The sequence below is a fragment of the Paraburkholderia acidicola genome, from assembly GCF_002362315.1.
GTDB lineage: Bacteria > Pseudomonadota > Gammaproteobacteria > Burkholderiales > Burkholderiaceae > Paraburkholderia > Paraburkholderia acidicola.
Map to the genome: position 1 here is coordinate 465739 of NZ_MTZV01000003.1, position 18623 is coordinate 484361.

Annotated in this window: 12 protein-coding genes; 8 read left to right on the forward strand and 4 right to left on the reverse strand. The window is 55.6% G+C overall.

Features of this window, described 5'->3' with window-relative positions; all coding sequences use genetic code 11:
- Positions 1–494: 494 nt before the first annotated feature.
- Both BWP39_RS09845 and BWP39_RS31465 read right to left on the reverse strand, forming a co-directional pair.
- The gene (locus BWP39_RS09845; RefSeq protein WP_096719526.1) at positions 495–1172 is read right to left on the reverse strand and encodes a response regulator transcription factor; all 678 of its coding nucleotides are present in this window, start codon (positions 1170–1172) and stop codon (positions 495–497) included.
- A gap of 312 nt (positions 1173–1484) precedes the next feature.
- On the reverse strand, positions 1485–3314 hold the full coding sequence (locus BWP39_RS31465) for a YadA family autotransporter adhesin (RefSeq protein ID WP_170043848.1): 1830 nt from the start codon (positions 3312–3314) through the stop codon (positions 1485–1487).
- Between the two features lie 868 nt (positions 3315–4182).
- Here BWP39_RS31465 and BWP39_RS09855 point away from each other — a divergent pair.
- The 5 genes from BWP39_RS09855 (at position 4183) to BWP39_RS09875 (ending at position 9803) form a co-directional block, all read left to right on the forward strand.
- The gene (locus BWP39_RS09855; RefSeq protein ID WP_157915134.1) at positions 4183–4548 is read left to right on the forward strand and encodes an H-NS histone family protein; all 366 of its coding nucleotides are present in this window, start codon (positions 4183–4185) and stop codon (positions 4546–4548) included.
- Positions 4549–4656: 108 nt separating this feature from the next.
- Complete coding sequence (locus BWP39_RS09860) at positions 4657–5208, forward strand: fimbrial protein (RefSeq protein WP_096719530.1); 552 nt, start codon at positions 4657–4659, stop codon at positions 5206–5208.
- 105 nt (positions 5209–5313) lie between these two features.
- Entirely contained in the window at positions 5314–6072 is a 759-nt protein-coding gene (locus tag BWP39_RS09865; protein ID WP_096719745.1) for a fimbrial biogenesis chaperone, read from the forward strand.
- Between the two features lie 144 nt (positions 6073–6216).
- Positions 6217–8760 (forward strand): fimbria/pilus outer membrane usher protein, encoded by a 2544-nt coding sequence (locus BWP39_RS09870; RefSeq protein ID WP_207556707.1) that lies wholly within the window; start codon positions 6217–6219, stop codon positions 8758–8760.
- Between the two features lie 32 nt (positions 8761–8792).
- Positions 8793–9803 (forward strand): fimbrial protein, encoded by a 1011-nt coding sequence (locus BWP39_RS09875; protein ID WP_096719534.1) that lies wholly within the window; start codon positions 8793–8795, stop codon positions 9801–9803.
- Between the two features lie 98 nt (positions 9804–9901).
- Here BWP39_RS09875 and BWP39_RS09880 read toward each other — a convergent pair whose 3' ends face one another.
- Both BWP39_RS09880 and BWP39_RS09885 read right to left on the reverse strand, forming a co-directional pair.
- Positions 9902–13210: an ATP-binding protein gene (locus tag BWP39_RS09880; RefSeq protein ID WP_096719536.1), complete on the reverse strand. Its 3309-nt coding sequence runs from the start codon at positions 13208–13210 to the stop codon at positions 9902–9904.
- 79 nt (positions 13211–13289) lie between these two features.
- Positions 13290–14012: a response regulator transcription factor gene (locus BWP39_RS09885; RefSeq protein ID WP_096719538.1), complete on the reverse strand. Its 723-nt coding sequence runs from the start codon at positions 14010–14012 to the stop codon at positions 13290–13292.
- 1244 nt (positions 14013–15256) lie between these two features.
- On the opposite strand from BWP39_RS09885, the gene BWP39_RS09890 reads away from it, so the two are divergent.
- The 3 genes from BWP39_RS09890 to BWP39_RS09900 all read left to right on the forward strand — a co-directional run bounded on the left by BWP39_RS09890 (position 15257) and on the right by BWP39_RS09900 (position 18530).
- Positions 15257–16021, forward strand: a complete 765-nt coding sequence (locus tag BWP39_RS09890; RefSeq protein ID WP_157915135.1) for an EAL domain-containing protein — start codon at positions 15257–15259, stop codon at positions 16019–16021.
- 188 nt (positions 16022–16209) lie between these two features.
- Positions 16210–16467 carry a hypothetical protein gene (locus tag BWP39_RS09895; protein WP_096719542.1) on the forward strand — a complete coding sequence of 86 codons (258 nt, stop codon included), beginning with the start codon at positions 16210–16212 and terminating at the stop codon, positions 16465–16467.
- 440 nt (positions 16468–16907) lie between these two features.
- Positions 16908–18530: a S8 family peptidase gene (locus tag BWP39_RS09900; protein ID WP_096719544.1), complete on the forward strand. Its 1623-nt coding sequence runs from the start codon at positions 16908–16910 to the stop codon at positions 18528–18530.
- The last annotated feature ends 93 nt before the right edge of the window (positions 18531–18623 follow it).

Below are 18623 nucleotides of genomic sequence, written 5' to 3' on the forward strand. Positions count from 1 at the left end.
GCTGATTTATCGGGCGTGGCAGGCATCGGTCACGCAGTCGAGGGCGTAGCAGAAGAAGAGCGGCCACGGAACAAGCTAACGGCGGCGACGCCGCAAATTGCTTTGTGGAAGCGGATTGCGAGGACAAGAAACCTGCAATCCAGCGCCAGCATTTCATGGACGTGATGCAAAGCCGCTCGTAGTGGTGTCGAGTTTCTACACCGCCGGGAGATCGATACCGTCGGGGACCCAATGGACTGTGCTACGCCGCCTTGTCACCGCGCCAACCGAAAACCATGACGCCGTTGCGGCGTCGGCTGCCGAACGGGACCGGTGCCGTCAACTCAAGCTCATCGTCTGCGCGAACGAAATCGATGGTCTATGGGGTCCATACGCAGATCGACCGCGTGATACAGGTGGTCCGTCAGTTCGTCACTGGACCGAAACACGGCAGCAACCGTCCGAACATTGGAACGATGACTCTCAATGCATCGAAACCGGCTTCGTGCGGAATTTCAGTATCCGAGGCGACGGAACTGCATCACCAGTTCGATGTTGTTCTGCGCCGCCAGCTTTCTCATGGCCGAGGCTTTCTGTGTGCTGATGGTTTTCGGACTGCGGCAAATCTGGCGCGCAATCTCGTTGATCTTCATACCCCGTGAAATCAGGCGCACAACCTCATATTCGCGCCGGCTGAGCTTCGACTCACGCTCGTCCCCTTCCTTCGTCAAGCGACGCAGGTACTCGCCAGACAGCGTCACGGCCACCGCGGGGTCGATATACAGTTCGTCGCTCGCAACCGTTCGGACCGCCGCGGCGATCCTCGAAGACGTCGCACTCGTCTTGCAGAGAAAGCCTCGCACGCCAGCCCCGAACAGCTTGCGTATCAGGGCATGCTCGTTATGCATGGTCAACATCAGGATTTTGATATCCGGATGCATACGTCGAATGGATTCGATCAACTGAATGCCATCGCGCGCCCCCGACTGATCGAACGCGTAGTCGCAGACCAGAACATCACACGGCCTTCTGCCCAGGAGCAGACACAGTGCTTCGGGATCGCTCGCATTGAGCGTGACCGTCATGTCGTTTTCGAGCTCGATAATCTGAGAAATACCAACCAGCACAACGGGATGATCGTCTGCAATCCCGACACGGATTGCTTCCGGGTGTTCGCAATCACACACACTCATGGCATTACCCCCTGCATGTGGATGACAACAGGCATCGATCCGGCTGACTGCTCGAGTCGCGACGAAAATTCACCCGGAGCCGGTGGCCGGGCAATTTAGACAGGTCTCCTGAATCCATCTGCCGTCAGAAAATAGTGCCGGCCGGCCCTGGCGATCGTCAAGCAGCTTCGAACGGAAAAGACTACGACCTATCCCTCCGGATCGAAGCTGACTTTCAGAACCGATATCGACAGGTATTCAGGTTCTCCGCGTCGCATTTATTGATATTCGACCTGGCACCCCTGAGCCGCTACCAGTCGACAGTTAGCAACGCTACCACTTCCATCCTGCTCCGAAATTGAATCCCACTACACTGCCGGTAGTCGATACCCCCGCTCCCCACCCCAGGCTCCCATTGCTCGCCAGCCCCTTCACATTCAAAGCGATGGCACCATACCCGGAGAATCCGCCGACGCCAACGCCCGCGGCTACCTCGCCCGGATTCAGCGATGGCAAGTATGCTCCTGTCATCGCCATGCTCATTGCGACACCCGAGTATGCGCGATGAGCGACATCGCCGATTTCGTGTCTCACCGCTTCGAGCTGTGACAGATTCACCGCATCGCCAGGCATGACACCAGGCGCGAGATTGGCAAGACGGCGCTCGCGACCAGGCGATCCGATGGACACCGAGTTGGGACGGTCCGCAATCGAACCTGCGCCCAATGCAACCGCGTTCTCACCGCTGGCGGAAGCGGAAGCGCCGAGCGCGACCGCGTAGTCGCCACTGGCAACTGCGTTGTCGCCAATTGCGACCGTTGGATCGCCTGATGCGCGTGCCTGATAACCAATCGCAACGGCTCCCTGGCGGGCGGCCAGGGCGCGAAATCCCATCGCCGTTCCATGGCTCGCTCGCGCCTCTGCATAAGCGCCGTAGACGGTTGCACCGTCGGCACCGCCACCGCTGGAGGGCGTGCCAGCCTTCGCACACAATCCAGTCGCGGTCGAATCGACACCGTCGGCAACCGTACATCCCGCTGGATCAATCAGCGATTTCGCCGTGTTATCCAAGGTCGCGCCCAGCGTCTCAACCGCGCGCCCCGCGCCACCACCCACGACGGTTGCGGCGAGGCTGCCGCCGTTGCGACGCGCACCCTCTTCCGCTCTCGTCAGCGGCGCGAGTTGATCCGCCATCGTCGCTATTTTTTGATCCGATAGTTCGACGCGTTTCGACACCGAGTCGACTTGTTGCGCCTGCAACTGTGCCGTCGTTTCCAACTGACCGAGCGAGTTTTTCACTTGGCCCAGCCCGGTCGATGTCGAGGTGGATAGCGTCTTGACCTCACGATCCGTGCGGCCCAAACCGGTCGAAAGCGATCCGATCACATTGGAAGTGGAGACCACGGCGGTCGACATGCTGGTCTGCAACGTCGAGACCTCGCCAGTCAGGCCAGCGAGCCCGGTCGATAAGGAACCGATCGAACCGGTCACGCTCCCGAGTCCGGTCGACAGGCCAGCAATCACCTCTCCTGTACTGTGCAAGCCGGTAGACATCGTGGTCGACAGGGAGGTGATCAGGGTCTGGGTATTCTTCAGGCCATCAGCCATCGCGCTTCCCAGCTGCTGCAACTGCCCGACATTAACGGCATCTTTTGAGTCAAGGCCTTCTGCAAGCCCGGTGATCCGGTTTCCTCCAAGGTCCATATTCGAGTGAAACCAGCTAGGACCGAAAATATTAGTGGCGCCGGAAGAGATATCGATACCCTTTCCGACAATAGCGATTTTTCCATTCAGGTATCCGACAACGGCAGCATCCGGAGGAAATTTCGGATCATCATTTCCAGTAGGGGAACCAGAATTTACCAGCATGAAGGAGAGGTTATCGTCGCTACATGTGACCACCGTTTTCGCGACAAGGCCATATGCCACATCCGGGACTTTATTGGACGGATCGCATAGCACAAGATGACCAATTCCATTCGGCGCGGCGATAGAGTCCGCAGCACCGAAAAACAGGACGGCAGCAGCTACCGCTTCAATAGCCACGCGCCGCTCAAGTATTCTCCCACATTCATTCCATTTGTCGAGACGATGGATTATCGGGTTAATGCGGCGTGAAGCACGAAATGGCACCCCAAGAAAATTACCGTCGTAACGTTCCATCCTGAGCATATTCGTTATTCCTCTCAATGTATTATCCGATGCATCGGCCCGACTGGTCGCCTCAAGACATCCGCGCGCCTTTAGTGCCGATCACGAGCAGTTTCAATTGATATTTCCCCACGAAAAGCTTGTGACAACATTCGCCGCACAAGTCCTTACCAAGTTAGATTGATCAAGGATCTGCGTAAATCACCGGAACCCTATTTGCGACGTAAGGTTATCCTTATAAAAAATAATCCAGCCGCACGCCCATCAATTTCAGCCGTGCAAACAAGGGAAATCGGAATCCTGTCGCGCTCAGGTTCGGGGATCGTCGCGAATATGAAGGGACGCAAGTGCCTGTAGCGCAACATGGTCGATCCTGCGACCCTGCAAATTACCGTCACGGCCTATACGAACTGAGCATGCAGTTCGGCTCGGCCCTGCCAGGTCTGTTCTGGTGTGAGTTTCGAAATACATCAACAAAAAATTTAACCTTCTTTGACAATTTACCTCGTTAAATTTTTCGTTTCTAAGAGTTCTCTCATTTTCCTCAGATTTGTCGGATGCTACATTATCAACGGTACTGAATTGATTGAAACTCGAACATTGAATTCCGCCAGGCGATCGGCCAGAAGTGATACATGAACTGACACGGATGATCGGCCTGATCAATCCGCTTCAAACCGGTCGTGATTACGGGAAATTCCTCCGGTGAGGGCCTGATCCGCTTGTCAGAAGATTCTCGAGTTTGAGCGCAAACTCAAAAGCATTCATCGCAATTCAAGTGCTCTTGAAGGTATTTGATCGCACTGCCGCTAAAAGCAGACGGCCGGCAGTCTTGCGCATGGCCGTTTCACTCCTTAGGGTAACCAGCAAGAGGAACAGCATGACCACCTTTGAAGAATACAAGGCAAAAATCGCGGTACTAAAAAACGAGTTGACAAAAGAGCGACGACGCTGCGCACCGCAGGTATTGAAAGAGATTCATAAGTGCATCAAGGAGTTTGAATTCGACATCACCGATGTATTCCCTGAATCGGCGAAATTCAGAGGTCGTGCGGCGCCCAAATACTTCGACCCGGCATCTGGACGAACATGGTCCGGAAGAGGAAGACAACCTGCCTGGATTCGCGGAAAACCCCGTGATCTCTTTTGTCTGCCCGATTCGACCAAGGCTGCCGAATCTGACCGGGAAACGCAAGTCGGGCTCAGTAACGTGCTTGACAACCAGAAATCGACGAATGCTGACTGAAACAGCGGGGTCGTGCCGTTGGGGGTGATCTTGACGGCGGTGTCACCGGGATGCCAACACCCAAAAGAAAGGCATTCAATTTATTTCAATTGCATAAGGTTAGTTCAGGTGAAAAAGATTTCGTTGATGTTTTCGATTGCGGGCCTGCTTGCTTACGGGATGGGCGGCGCCCATGCCGCAACCAATAGCGCAGGAACCGTGACCTTCCTCGGGGAAATAGTTGAGACCACATGCAAGGTCGATACCAGCAGCCAGAATCTTGAGGTTAAGTTGCCGAAGATTGCTTCGAGTCAACTCCCGGATAGCGGAAGTACGGCGGCCCTGACGCCGTTTTCATTGAAGTTGACCGGATGCACCGCATCGAAGGATCCGAACACAGCGGTGCAGGTGGGCGTGATGTTCGACGCATCGCAAAATGTCAACGTGAACTCGGGGCGGCTGATTAATACGGCAAATCCCAAAAGCAATGTCGAAATCAGCATCCTGGACGCCGATCACAAGGACATCTTGATTGGCACGGGCGCTTCAAGTTACCGCTACGTGAACACTGATGCGAATAACGGTGCAACCCTGCAATATTTTGCTCAGTACTACGCGACGGGCAAGGTGCTGCCAGGCAAGGTTCAAACGAACGTAACCTACTCGATCGTCTATCCCTGAGAGCCTCGATAGTCGGTGGGAAATGGCTGTTTCGTAGCAGTCATTTCCCGATCGACATCAAAATCGAGGGGCCTTGAAATGAGCTTGCCGTCACCACGACATGAAATGAATATGTTTCGTTCTCCATATAAATTATTAGCTATCGCAGTATTGATGGCCAGATCCGTTTCGGCCCAGGCAGATGTCCAGGTGGAAGGCACACGGGTCGTATTTCCCGCCGCAGACCAGGAGGTCACGTTGCAGATGACCAATCGTGGAAAGGTGCCGTCGCTCGTGCAGGCATGGATAGATAAAGGCGACCAGGCGAAATCACCGGATGCGATCGACGTACCTTTTGTCATGACACCCGATGTGTTCCGCGTTGAACCAGGCAAAGGCCAGACTTTGCGCATTCTCTATACCGGTGGTGCATTGCCAGTCGATCGCGAATCGTTGCTCTGGTTGAACATCCTCGACGTTCCGCCGAAATCCGGGGCCGGCGATGAAGAGAATCAGATCCAGTTGGCAATTCGCACGCGAATCAAGTTGATGTACCGCCCAAGCGAACTACCCGGGCGTGCGGAAGACGCCCCCGCCACAGTGAGCTGGAGCGTGGTCGACAAAGGCGCTCAGCATGTGTCGGTAAAGGCGACCAACCCGACACCCTACGTCGTCAACCTCGGCAGGATCGTGCTGAACATCGACGGCAAGAAATTCGATGCGGGTTCCGGTTATGTCCTGCCTGGGCAATCCGCGGATTTCCCACTTGCGGAATCGGACCATCCACCGGCACGTGCCGGCAAGGTCGACTACGTCAGCATCGACGACTGGGGCGCCGCGCGCACCGGTAGCGCCGATGCAGTCTTGATTAAAAGCAGTCGTTGATAAATCAATATGCGCTGAACGTTCTGCCAGAAGCTTCATCGGTATTCGAACAATCAGGCTAGAACGCGGCGGGACCAGAAAGTGTCACATCTTCGAGGCGGAACTCTGATACGGCGTCGGCCGATATCGATCGCAGCTTGCAGTTTGTTTGTTGTAGCCATCGCAAGCGGACAAACCGATGCGTATGGTGAGAGCGCCGCGTCGGCCGAACAGTCGATCGCGCAGGTCCAGTTCGATCCGAGTTTCCTGCATCACAGCGCGGGCACCTCCGTCGACGTGTCGCGTTACGCACGCGGCAATATCGTCAAGCCTGGCACTTACAGGGCAGACGTCTACGTTACCGGCCGCTTGATCGGCCGAATGGACGTGCCGTTCAAGGCGATGCCGGATAACATCGACGCGCAGCCATGTTTTGACGCCGATCGGCTTCAACAGATCGGCGTCGATCCTGCCGCGTATCTTGAGCGCGCCCGCACGACGATCGCGGAAAACGGCACATGTCTTGCGCTCCCGCAGGTGCTCGCCGACGCATCCGCCACGTTCGACTTCAACAACCAGCGCCTGGATCTCGACATACCGCAAGCATCGCTGGTGCGGCGTGCCCGTAACTACGTTGACCCGCAGCAATGGATCGAAGGCGTGGCGGTCGGGACGCTCGGCTACAACCTGAATCTCTATCGATCCCAGGCTCAAAGCAGTGGCAGCACGACGTACGGCTACCTGGGTCTCGACACCGGTTTCAACCTCGGCAGTTGGCATTTTCGTCATCGCGGCGCGTTCAACTGGAGCGATCGTGGAGAGCGTCGCTACGACAGCATTTCGACCTATGTGCAGCGCAATCTTCAGGCCTGGTCGTCGCAGCTGGTGATCGGCGACGCATACACCTCAGGCGACCTGTTCGACTCCACCGCGTTTCGCGGCGTTCGCGTCTTCTCCGACGACCGCATGTTGCCCGACTCGCAACGAGGCTATGCGCCCGTCATTCGTGGTGTGGCCAATTCCAATGCCCGGGTGACGGTAACCCAGGGCGGCACGAAACTCTACGAGACGAATGTTTCGCCCGGTGCCTTCGTCATCGACGATCTCTATCCGACCGGTTACGGCGGTGACCTGGACGTTGCCGTCACCGAAGCTGATGGCACAGTGCGTACGTTCAAGGTTCCATATGCGTCCGTACCCATGTCGCTACGCACTGGGCAAAACCGTTACAGCGTCACTGCAGGTATGGTACGAGGCGACGCTCACGCGACCCATCCGCCGTTCGTGCAGGCAACCTGGCAGCGCGGCTTCAACAATGCACTAACCGGCTACGGTGGCGTCACGCTCGCGCAAGGTTACATGGCGGTATTGGCCGGTGGCGTGCTCAACACGACGTGGGGCGCGTTCGGTGCCGATATCACCCAGGCGACCACGTCAATACCAGGCGATCGGCATTACTCGGGATCGAGTGTGCGGCTCAGCTATGCAAAGAATATCGAGGCCACCAGGACCAATTTCACGCTGGCGGCATACCGCTATTCGACAGGCGGCTATTTCAGCCTGAACGATGCGGTGAGCGCGCGGGAACGGGTTGACCGATCCGGCCCGGCCGGCATCTGGCGGCAACGCAACCGTGCGAGTGTAACGATGGTCCAGGCACTGGGCGAGCATGGCGGCACCCTGAATCTGACAGCCTCGACGTCAACCTATTGGAATCGCTCGGGATCGGACATCGACTATTCGGTCGGATACAGCAACGCGTTTCATAACGTGCTCTACAGCATCTCGGCGACGCGGCAACGTGACGCCTTCGGTCGGTCCAGCGCCATGTACTACCTGAACGTGTCTATCCCGTTGGGTGGCAGTCATTCGGTTTCGACCAGTTTCAGCCGCGACACGCAAGGTGCAATGCAGATGCAGACTAACCTTTCCGGCTTGCTGGGCCGTGAAGGCGATTGGGGCTATGGCTTGAGCGTCGGCCACAGTTCAGGATCTGGAACAACGCAGACGGACGGCTCAGCCAATCTGAACTATCACGGAAGCTTTGCCGATCTCTCTGCCGGCACGCAGATCAGTGCCCGGTCACAGCAGTTCTCGTTCAATGCGCATGGCGCGATTGTCGGTCACCCGGGTGGCATCACATTTTCGCAACCCTTGTCGGAGACCTTCGCAATCGTCAAGGCCCCTTACGCGGAAGGTGCGCGCGTCGCGAATATCCCCGGCGTGCGTGTCGATAGCAGCGGCTATGCAGTGATTCCGTATCTCACGCCCTTCAAGTTGAATGATGTCAGCCTCGATCCAAAGGGCATATCGATCGACGTCGAACTGAAGGAGACAAGCCAGCAGGTCGCGCCGCTTGCCGGAGCCGTGCCGATGATCGTATTCAAGACGGCATACGGCCGCTCCGCGATCGTTCGGCTCCGTCAGGCGACAGGCGCTTCCGTGCCGTTCGGCGCACTGGTCGTCGATGCGCGGGGCCAAAGCATCGGGACCGTAGGCCAGGCCGGCAAGTTCCTGGCGCGTGGCCTGCAGGACAACGGGGAAGTCACGGTGAAATGGGAGGCGATGGGACACGACCTGACGTGCCGCGTCGATTATTCACTCCCGGTGCGCGATCGCGCGGCAAAGTCCCGGATTCCGCCCACCCTGGATTTGTCGTGCCCGGCTGACGCAAGCCCAGCTCCGACTTCCGAGAGTTCGGTGTTGTAACACGACAAGACAAATTTTCGAGTATTTCCGCGATGCCTATGTTCATTCGATATTTCAAGTTTCTTTCGGCCGCCACTGTTGCAATCCTATTCATCGGGCTCCCCCTGAATTCATACGGCGCGGAGGACGCATATCCATTCAATTATCTGAACAATGGTAAGGGCATAACCCTGCCGGAGGACACACCGCCTGGCACGGTGCTTGGCAGAGATTTCATTGATTTGACGCCAATATGCGAGGATGAATTTAAAGCAGGACACGCCTGCGTGTTCAAGAGCATTTCAATTCGACCCAAAGGATATGGAACGGAGGTAACATCGGACGGAGATATTCCAACAACTGTACCGGGCATCTCGCTCAGGTTGCTTTTCAATGGAGAAAAACAGGGATCGCTGACCTCCAATCAGTACCCCGTCTCTACATTCAATCGTTTCATCGAGGCTGTTCTCGTGAAAAATGGAGATGAAATACAAGAAGGTTCCCTGGACAGTGATCTCGGTGGCCTCAGTCCTCTATTTTACCATAGATATTATGCATCCATATGCGAATCCAGTGCTGATAAATGCATGAACATCTATTTATGGAATGTAAAGGTCAAACTTATCAAACGGGCATGCATTTTAAGAAATTCGTTCGTCGTACTCCCCAAAGCCAAACTCAGCGATCTCGGCTCCGAGGGAGCGACGACCGGCGAAGTTAACTTTTCTCTCAATTTTGACTGTCCTGCAGGATACCACCACGTCTTCTACAGTTTCCGACCGATTGGCAACTCGACGGAGGTGATCACGGGCGCAAAGAATGGCCTGTTGCCCGCATCACCAGAAAGCACGACCCAAGGTATTGCCATTCAACTACTGGATGCAAAAACCCGAGAGCCGATCAGATGGGGTTATGGCAAGGACGATATTTATCCGCTGGATTATGATGCGTCGCGTCCGGGATACACCTTTGTCAGCTTGATAGCCCGTTATTACCAGAAATGGAGTGGTGCAACTGGCGGTCAGATAAAGGCGGTCACTGAAATTCTAATGAATTACGATTGACATTGCGTTGCCGCAATTTCCTCAGTCGCTTCCTGGCCCGCGCGAAAATGAACCGGTCGCCGAACTGATGCACAACACCGCTGCGGCGTTGATCATGATCAGGATTGCACTCGAGGCTGCCGGGCCGCATAACCGGCAATCAATCCGTCCATCCAAGCTGCGAGACTATCAAAGCCTGCCACCAGGGCCGAGGTGTCTGCGGACATGCAATCCTTCTCGAGCAACCGCAGCCTGGCTACGAACGCCTCCTCGCCCACAAACAAGAGCGCTCCGGACATGGTGTGCAGCCTGCGCTGAAACAGCGGGACATCGCCATCGGCCAGCGCCTTGCGGGCAGAAGCCCAATTGTCTGGCAGCGTACTTGCAAGCAAGGCAGCCAGCGTGGCATTGGCGGCTGGATTGGCAGGCGACAACTTCGAGTGCGTTCCGAAGGCGCGGTCGATGGTGTCACGCAATGCCTCGATTGACCAGGGTTTGGTCAGAACCGCATCGACACGATGGCCAGCGGATTTCACGGCCTGTTCCCAACTCAAGTCCGCCGTTGTCAGAATCACCTTGGCACGTAACGACAAATCGCCGAGCGCCGCAATAAAAAAACGACCATCGGATTGCGGCATGTTGAGATCGGTCAGGATCAGGTCGTAATCGTGACCATGCACCCGCTCTAGCCCCTCGTCACCGTCGGACGCAAGGTCGACATTTCCGATACCCAGCAGCGACAGTTGATCCTGTACCAAACGGCGGCAGATCTCATCGTCGTCGGCAATCAACACACGAATTGTTTCCAGGCCACTCAAAGCCTCGATGCGGCCACCTTCGAGATTGCCGGCATCCGTCAAGGGCTGGTCAGTCAGTGAATACCAAGCCTCGCGCAGGCCGTCGATCGAATATGCCGACACGACAGATGCGCCACCATGAATGACCGGATTCAACGGTCCGTCGTCTGCAACAACCAGATCTACCTCGCAGCCCAGGTCGGCCGCAACAACAAGCTTCGGGACAACCAGAACCCGCAGTACCGCGTCCGACCGTTTTCCGATTTCTTGCTCGGGATCGTATATACGGACTTCAACGGGCCACCCTGCTTGTGCCAGCAGATCGGGAAGATCGTTCGGCATTTCATCTCGCGCGAGTAGCACCACCACCCCGCGCCCGTCGGGCGCCGGCCAAGCGGGTGGCTCCGTAACGGCATCGCTCAATGCAACAGGAATCCGCACCGTAAAGGTACTGCCCTCTCCCACACGGCTCGATACGTCAATCTTGCCGCCCAGTTGCTCACAGATTTTCTTGCACAATGCAAGGCCAAGCCCTGTTCCCCGCAACACGGCATTGCTCGTGGTAGAGCTTTGGGTATAAGGCTCGAAAATCTGCTTGATATCCTCCGCTGAGATTCCCATCCCGGTGTCCGCAACATAGATGATGAGTTCGACACATCCGCTCGCGTCGCGGACCGCCCGACAACGAATCTCGATTTTGCCGCGCATCGTGAATTTCAGTGCGTTATGCAGCAAATTGACCACAACATGTCGAAGCAGACTCGCATCTCCAATGAGTTCTCCAGGCGCCTCCTCGACGTGGCAGTTGATGCGGATATCTCGCCCCGATACGAGTGGCAAGGCCGCGATCACGGTCCCCTCGATAAGTTCGCGCGGGCGAAACGGTTCTAATCTGACCTGAAACAGTTGGGAATCCAGTTTCGACAGATCAAGGGCATTGTCGAGCAGCGCCAACAGGGAAGAGAATGCCTGCCGGATCACGCCGATGCGCTTATGCTCAGCACCGCTTGACGTGTCCAGCGAGAGAAGCTCGAGATTGGACAGAGCGCCGTGCAAGGGTGTCCGGATTTCGTGGCTCACAAACGCCACAAAATCGCTTTTCGCCTTGCTGGCATCTTCGGCCGCGATACGGGCTTGCCGGAGCAGCGACTCGGTTTGCCGACTGGCAGTGACGTCATATATCGCAAGCAGGATGATGTCCGCGCCGACGTAGGCCGTCGATCGAAATACGAATTCGTAGTGCTTGGATTCGCCGGGCCGCCCGATGTCGACATCGACGGTCAGGGACGGGGTCACAGCAAACTCATGTGAGACGAGGCGGTCGAGGACGTTATCCAGTGCGACTTCGCCGTCTTCGCTACGCAATATCTCCCGAGCCATGCGATTTTCGATAAGAAAATCCCGACTCCGCGAACGCATGGCGACAAAACCGACTGGCAACGACTCGACCATGGTCTGTTCGAACGCGGCGCTCTCGCGTCCCCTCGTCGAGTTACGCTCCATGGGTGTTAGCACGCGTCGATGAAACCAGAAAATCGACACCCAGAGGGTAATGATCAGCGTAACGAAGGATAGTATCGAACCTTTGCTGTCATGCCAGGTATCGATTGCGACCTGATCACTATCGATTACCTGCACCCAGGCCCAGTGCGGCGTGGGCAGACCGCGTGAGAGATATAATTTCCCGTCGAACCAATCTGCCTTCACGGCATCCGTAGTCGAAGCCAGTAACGATTTGAGTATCCGGTCCTGGTTCGCGTCACTTTTTCGCTCCCCACCAAACTGCACGATCTGGTCTGGAGTCACGACCAACAGCGAACGAGCCGTATGCTCGGAAACGCTATCTCTTACAACCCTGCTGAAATCCATGGTTCGGATCAGCCCGATGGCCGGACGATTATCCAAGAGAAAAATGCTGGCATAGTCCACGACATGCTGCCCCGTCGCAGGATCGAGACGAGGGGGAAGCCACACTCCTGCCGTAGCTGCGTGGTAGCTGGAATGCGGCAAACCCGCCAGCGCTTTACGCGCGTCCCGGGTACGACTCAATATGTAATCTCCAGCCTGAAATTTCGCTGGTTGCGGAGTGTGACTGAACTCAGCCAGATAATTTCCATTCAAATCGAATTCGGCAATATTGACGCGATCGCAACCGTCACAGTCAAATATCCAATTCATCAAGGTTCTTGAAATCCGCGTGGTACAAGGTAATTTCAAACCGTTGCTATTTTTCGCGGAGAAATAGAAGTTTATCGGGCACCCTGACATATCCCGATCAGCACCGACCGATGTATCCCCAGCTTCATCCGGCTGCACGAGTGGATCGGGGACATCCACTTCCAGCAGCCGCCGGAATAGATCATTTGTGCGTACGAAGCGGCCGCTCAAAAACTGGAAGTGCCGGGTCACATCCGTGATCTGCTCGTCGAACTGTGCGTTCAACCGGTCAATCTCCCTGTTGATTTCGGCACGGACCAAGAGCGCCAAGGCAGCCAGGATAGCCAGCGTGAGCAGTATTCCTGCCCCAAACAGGATGATGCTCGAATACTCCTCCGAGTTCCGCATCCGCAACCCGAGGGCAAGTTCGCGCTGAAATCTACCGACCCTGCGTGACACGCGTCTTGCGCCCATTGCTCCTCCATCCTGCTTGTATGGGCATCATCGCACCGTCGTCGGTGACATCCCGCCAATCGAGTTCATACATCAACCATTACTCATCACGAAGCGGGTTGGGGCTTGGGTCGACTTCATCCGCTTCCGAAATCCGGTCGAACATGATGGCAAGTTCCGCGTCGTTACGTGCGCCCAACTTTTGCATCGCACTCATCTTCTGACTACTTATCGTCTTGATGCTGCGCCCCGTCTCGCGCGCAATTTCCGAGACGCTCATGCCTTTGAGGAGCTTGTGGACGACATCGAATTCACGTTTTGTCAACGTCGCACGCTCGTCTGTGGACGTGCCACCGCCCCCCGCGTTACCAGCTTCGGCGAGCAATGTCTTGATTTCGGGAGCGAGATAGATTCCGCCGGAATAAACCTTGTGAACTGCCACCGGGAGTGATTCGAGTTTCGCTTTCGATTTTCCGATGAATCCGGCGACGCCCATGGTCAGCACGTGTCGAATCAACATCAAATCCTCATGAGCGGTCAGGAGAACGATTTTCATTCTGGGATAGGTGCGCAGTAGATGCGCTATCAGATGCATTCCATCCTGCGCACCCTCATCGGCAAAGGTGAAATCACATACAAGCACGTCGCAGGGCTGGTTATCCAGTATGGTAAGGAGTCCCGCGATGTCGACGGCGGTCGCGACGACGCGAATGCCCGGAGCATTTTCCAGCAGCGTGCGTACACCGAACACCAGTACGGGGTGATCATCGGCGATGACAACATCGATTTTCTGCGGTGCATCGTGATCTGCCGAGAGCGTCATGGCTCCCCTCCTTGCGGTGTTGGATTATTCGCAGTCGATGAATTATGCTGACCCCGGGCTCGCAGTGCGTATCCCGCCCCAGAGTATAACGATGACACATCCGAATGGGAGGCTGGTCGTAAAAAATGGAAGCCGACGTTTCATAGAATTAAGAGACGAGGCATGCATGAACTTAATTCCAAGAGCGACCCATTACGTGGGAATGACCTGCCTGATTTGCGGTGGACTCGACTAAATCTGACAGTGGTTGGTCTTGAGGTCGAGCGGCAATTGGGTTTACCTCAAAACTGCAGGAAAGGGGATGGCGAAGCACATATCGCTGGCACGCCGAGTTGCCCACGTCGATAGAGTCGTCACTTCACTCCTCATTTGCTCCCTCCGCACTGTCCTCCGGCTTCGCACCGACCAGTTTGCCCGGCGGGTGTCAGCGTGCACACGGCCCATCTGTCGCCGGGCGTGTGGGGCCACGCCGATGGACTCCCCAGAAATTGCGCCTGCTTCGACGCTCGTTTGAGGACTTGTGTATCGAAATGAATATTTAACAATTTTTAACAAATATTTCTCGTTAAATTTTCATTAATAGGAATTTTCCGATTTTGTTGAGAACAGCATCATGCTAAATTTATCATATTGCTTGATTTCCAGTTCATTAAATAATTGATGCTGCTGGGCGAGACGATAGTGATGATTCGTCATCGAATATCGGCATTTTATAGAAAACTCGCTTGATCTACTGCTGCATCAAACACTCCACTGAATCGCGGCCGAATCCTGTTTAAATATGATTCTCACATGTCGTGATTCTTCAGGATGAATGCCGACCGGAGAAAATGTGATTTTCTGTGAAAGGTGCAAAATTTGCGATCGTGGCGTTGAAGGTTGAATGAAGAAGGAGAGGTGTGCTTTCGCAGCAGAGGCTACCAGCGTCCTTTTACATCTGACACCCACAAAAACTTCGTCAGGCCATTAGTACGCGAAAGTCAGAATTATCCGATTTTTTGATTCATTGATGTCAGATTTTCTCAATATATAAAAATATTCCGTTGAATTTTTAACTTCGTCTATCGCATTACATCAGATGTCTCTGTGAAACACGATTTCGTAACAAAAACCAGGAACACGGAGTCTGGTCTGATGGAATTTTTTTAGATTATCGGTAATTCTGATTACCGACACCGAATCCGGGTGATGGCTCAATGAAGCACATAGTAAACAAGAGTACCGTCGTTCCTACTCCGCCTATCATGAATTGGATCGTATCTGACACATTCCAAGAGGACAAAGCTACGATCCGTTCAGTACAGAATGCACTGATGAAAAATCGAATAGAGCTTGTTTTCCAACCAGTGTGCAGCCTTTCGGGCCGTGATTCGTTTCTTTACTACGAATGTCTCACGAGGGTTACAGGAAAAAGTGATGATGTAATGCAGCCGGGCCAGTTCATGCCCGTATTGGAAAGACGAGGAGTGGCTCAGGCATTCGATCACTACATCATGTTAAGAGTGATTGAATTGTTGCGTGAGCATTCCGATCTCACTTTGGGAGTCAATATTTCGGCAGCCAGCGCAGACGATGAGTCGCTTTGGGCCAATGTTCTGTCTTGTCTTTCGGAAGACACTGATATAGCGAATCGATTGATCGTTGAGGTGACAGAGACCGCTCCAGCCGAGCCTATCGGAACCCGCCTACTTGCACGCAAGTTACAGTGCCTTGGCTGCCGCGTTGCAGTAGATGATTTCGGCGCAGGCTACTCGCTGCCCACGGCTATGGCGATCGGACATGCAGACATTGTCAAGATCGATGCGTCGGTAATGAAGGATGTGCGACGCGGTGCCCGTTCTCCTGCCAGCTTAAGGGAATTCGTAGAGTTCGCGTACGGCTTTGGACGATGTCTGATTATCGAGGGCATTGAGACGGAAGAAGATCTCGCGCTTGCATCTGCGATGAAGATTCAGTGGGCGCAGGGATATCACTTTGGTTTTCCTGGTGAACTGGGGCGAATTGTTTAACGTCCCGGCGCGCACTGCTGGTGGCACACATTCCACATGTGCATCCCGCGCTCCGTGGGGAGGTGATTGATCCACGAGAGATTGCACCTGCAAACACAGACCTTGAAGAGCCGATGCATCAGGTTCGCCGGTTCGCCCGGCGGGATCAGGTAGTGGGCAGAGTCGACAGTGCGTGCATCGTAAATATCATGCGCAATCGTTACCCGTATGTATCTGCCGATCAAAATGTCCCAGCCGTATTGCTCAACTCGCTGGCACAGCGTTTTGGCACCGGGATGTTCTCGCCCGCAGAGTGGTTTGCGGGTGCGCGTCATCCGGCGGAGTTTTCCCGCTTGCAGCGTCAGTTGCAGGCCGCCATACGCCTCGGCTTTATTCGTCGCGAAGGGCGCAGTTACCAGTTGACCGCGAAAACGCGGGTTGATTCTTCGGACGTGCCTGATCGTTAATCTGGGTTGCGGAACACGTTCGACACCATTTGAAGATGCCCCGTGGCAAGACGGGTGCAAAACACTTCTCCGACATGTGCTGCCAGCCTGCCGCGAGAGTGGCGGAACGAGGGTGCGCTGGAGGTCCGCATCTGGCGTCGTTCGCGCAATTGCGTAGATATGGGGCGATCGAATGAATTCGTGCGAGCGTGGTCAGCCTACGAAGCGCGTAGTGAGCCGGCCGGGCGCAATCGAACCAGGCGGGTTAGGTCGCAAGCGCCATATCAGGGGTATTCACATCTTGCGTGAATTTTCTGTAGGTTTGCTCGTGAATATCTCTATCTATTAGCTGTTTGGCCTAACCGCTGCTCGCTCCCGCCGCGGAAGCCACTGCTCTCGCTGCAAGAGACTTCGCGTCCGGCAATTGCCGGGAATTTCATAAATATTATTTGCATTCCGAAATGTATATAAACAGTTATCGTGCCTTACTCCTTTCCACCCTTTTTCCGATTGTTGTGACCGCCTGTGGTGGTGGCGGTGGCGGCAGTGATGGCAATGGCCCTGCAAAGAAGACGGCACCATCTCCGGTGCCCCCTCCTTCAGCATCCGTGACACCTCCGCCATCGATAGCCAGCAATTGCCCGCAGGCACAGGATGCTCAGTCAGCGTCTTCGTCAACACAGCAATCCGTAGTGAACGGCCTCATCGTCAAGCTGCGCGCGGAGTCGATTCCCGTCGGTAACGCGCGTTCATTCGCCGCTGTCTCGACAGTCGGTCGCATGAGGTCAGTCATTGCTCGAGTGCTCGGTGGTGTAAGTCCATCACCGGTTGGCGCGCGAATGCTCGCTGCGGCTTCCATGGCCGGCGCCCGGGTAGCAATCACGGATGTGACGGCTCTTTCAGGCGGAACCTCCCGGCTGGAGCTGGCATCAGCGTTGAGTGGCGATGACGCATCGCGTATCGCGAAGGCCTTCGCGGCCGATCGCGATGTGGAGTTTGCCGAGCCGGATCAACGAGCGTTCGCGCAATCGACTCCGACTGACCCGCTGCTCGCGCAGCAGTGGAACTACTTCGACAGCCAGGCGGGTATCGAGCTTCCTGCTGCGTGGGACATTACGCAGGGATCGTCGGGCGTGGTCACGGCCGTGGTGGATTCGGGCTATGTCCCACATCCCGATCTGATTGCCAATGTTGTGCCGGGCTACAACTTCGTCAGCAATGCGGCCAGGAGTAACACGAATAACGGTCTAGGGAGAGGACCGGATGCTACGGACCCTGGTGACTGGGTGACGACTGACGAGTCGGTCGAAAACAACAGTCCGTTTAACGGCTGCGACGCACATGACAGCGGTTGGCACGGCACGCGTGTTGCTGGATTGCTTGGCGCGTCCGCCAATAATGGCATCGGCATAGCCGGTGTGAGCCCGTACGGCAAGATCCTGCCCGTCCGTGTCCTTGGCAAGTGTGGGGGCAGTCAGAGCGACATCATCGACGGGATGCGCTGGGCCGCGGGAATTTCTGTTCCGAACGTACCAAATAATTCGACGCCGGCGCGGATTATCAACCTGAGTCTGGCTGGTCCCGCCGCGTGTGGTTTTGCAATGCAAGCGGCGGTGGACGACGTGACTTCCAGAGGCGTGACCGTTGTCGTGGCGGCCGGCAACAAAGGCCTGTCATCGGCACCGGAGTGGCCGGCTAACTGCAGGGGTGTCATCGCAGTTGGATCGACCGATTCGACAGGGCGCCGCGCGTGGGACAGCAATTTCGGCACCAACGTTGCCGTCAGCGCGCCGGGGCAAGGTGTGTTGTCAACCGCAAATGACGGCAAGACGATTGCGCAGCGTTATACCTACCTGACAGACAGCGGCACCAGTTTCGCAGCGCCCCAGGTAGCCGGGGTTGCATCTCTCATGCTCGCAAGGAATCCGCTTTTGACGCCCGCAGCGATCAGGCAGATTCTGATCGCAACTGCTCGCCCTGCGCAAAGCTCGTTCGCCTCGGCTTGCAATGTGCGGCCAGCCGGTGCCGGTATCGTTGATGCTAGTGCGGCGGTTAAGGCAGCAGGTGCGGTCTCGGGGTCATGAAGCGTGGCATAGCGGTTTTTAGACTTCGCCGATCATTTGAGATGATGAAGCGTGGGATTTTCTCAGCGGAGCAACTTGACCAGTTCATAGCAG

Bases quoted from the DNA above. Each gene is read 5' to 3' on its own strand.
- BWP39_RS09845 (WP_096719526.1), bottom strand. From the start codon at position 1,172: ATGAGTGTGTGTGATTGCGAACACCCGGAAGCAATCCGTGTCGGGATT.
- BWP39_RS31465 (WP_170043848.1), bottom strand. From the start codon at position 3,314: ATGGAACGTTACGACGGTAATTTTCTTGGGGTGCCATTTCGTGCTTCA.
- BWP39_RS09855 (WP_157915134.1), top strand. From the start codon at position 4,183: ATGACCACCTTTGAAGAATACAAGGCAAAAATCGCGGTACTAAAAAAC.
- BWP39_RS09865 (WP_096719745.1), top strand. From the start codon at position 5,314: ATGAATATGTTTCGTTCTCCATATAAATTATTAGCTATCGCAGTATTG.
- BWP39_RS09875 (WP_096719534.1), top strand. From the start codon at position 8,793: ATGCCTATGTTCATTCGATATTTCAAGTTTCTTTCGGCCGCCACTGTT.
- BWP39_RS09880 (WP_096719536.1), bottom strand. From the start codon at position 13,210: ATGGGCGCAAGACGCGTGTCACGCAGGGTCGGTAGATTTCAGCGCGAA.
- BWP39_RS09885 (WP_096719538.1), bottom strand. From the start codon at position 14,012: ATGACGCTCTCGGCAGATCACGATGCACCGCAGAAAATCGATGTTGTC.
- BWP39_RS09890 (WP_157915135.1), top strand. From the start codon at position 15,257: ATGAATTGGATCGTATCTGACACATTCCAAGAGGACAAAGCTACGATC.
- BWP39_RS09895 (WP_096719542.1), top strand. From the start codon at position 16,210: ATGCGCAATCGTTACCCGTATGTATCTGCCGATCAAAATGTCCCAGCC.
- BWP39_RS09900 (WP_096719544.1), top strand. From the start codon at position 16,908: ATGTATATAAACAGTTATCGTGCCTTACTCCTTTCCACCCTTTTTCCG.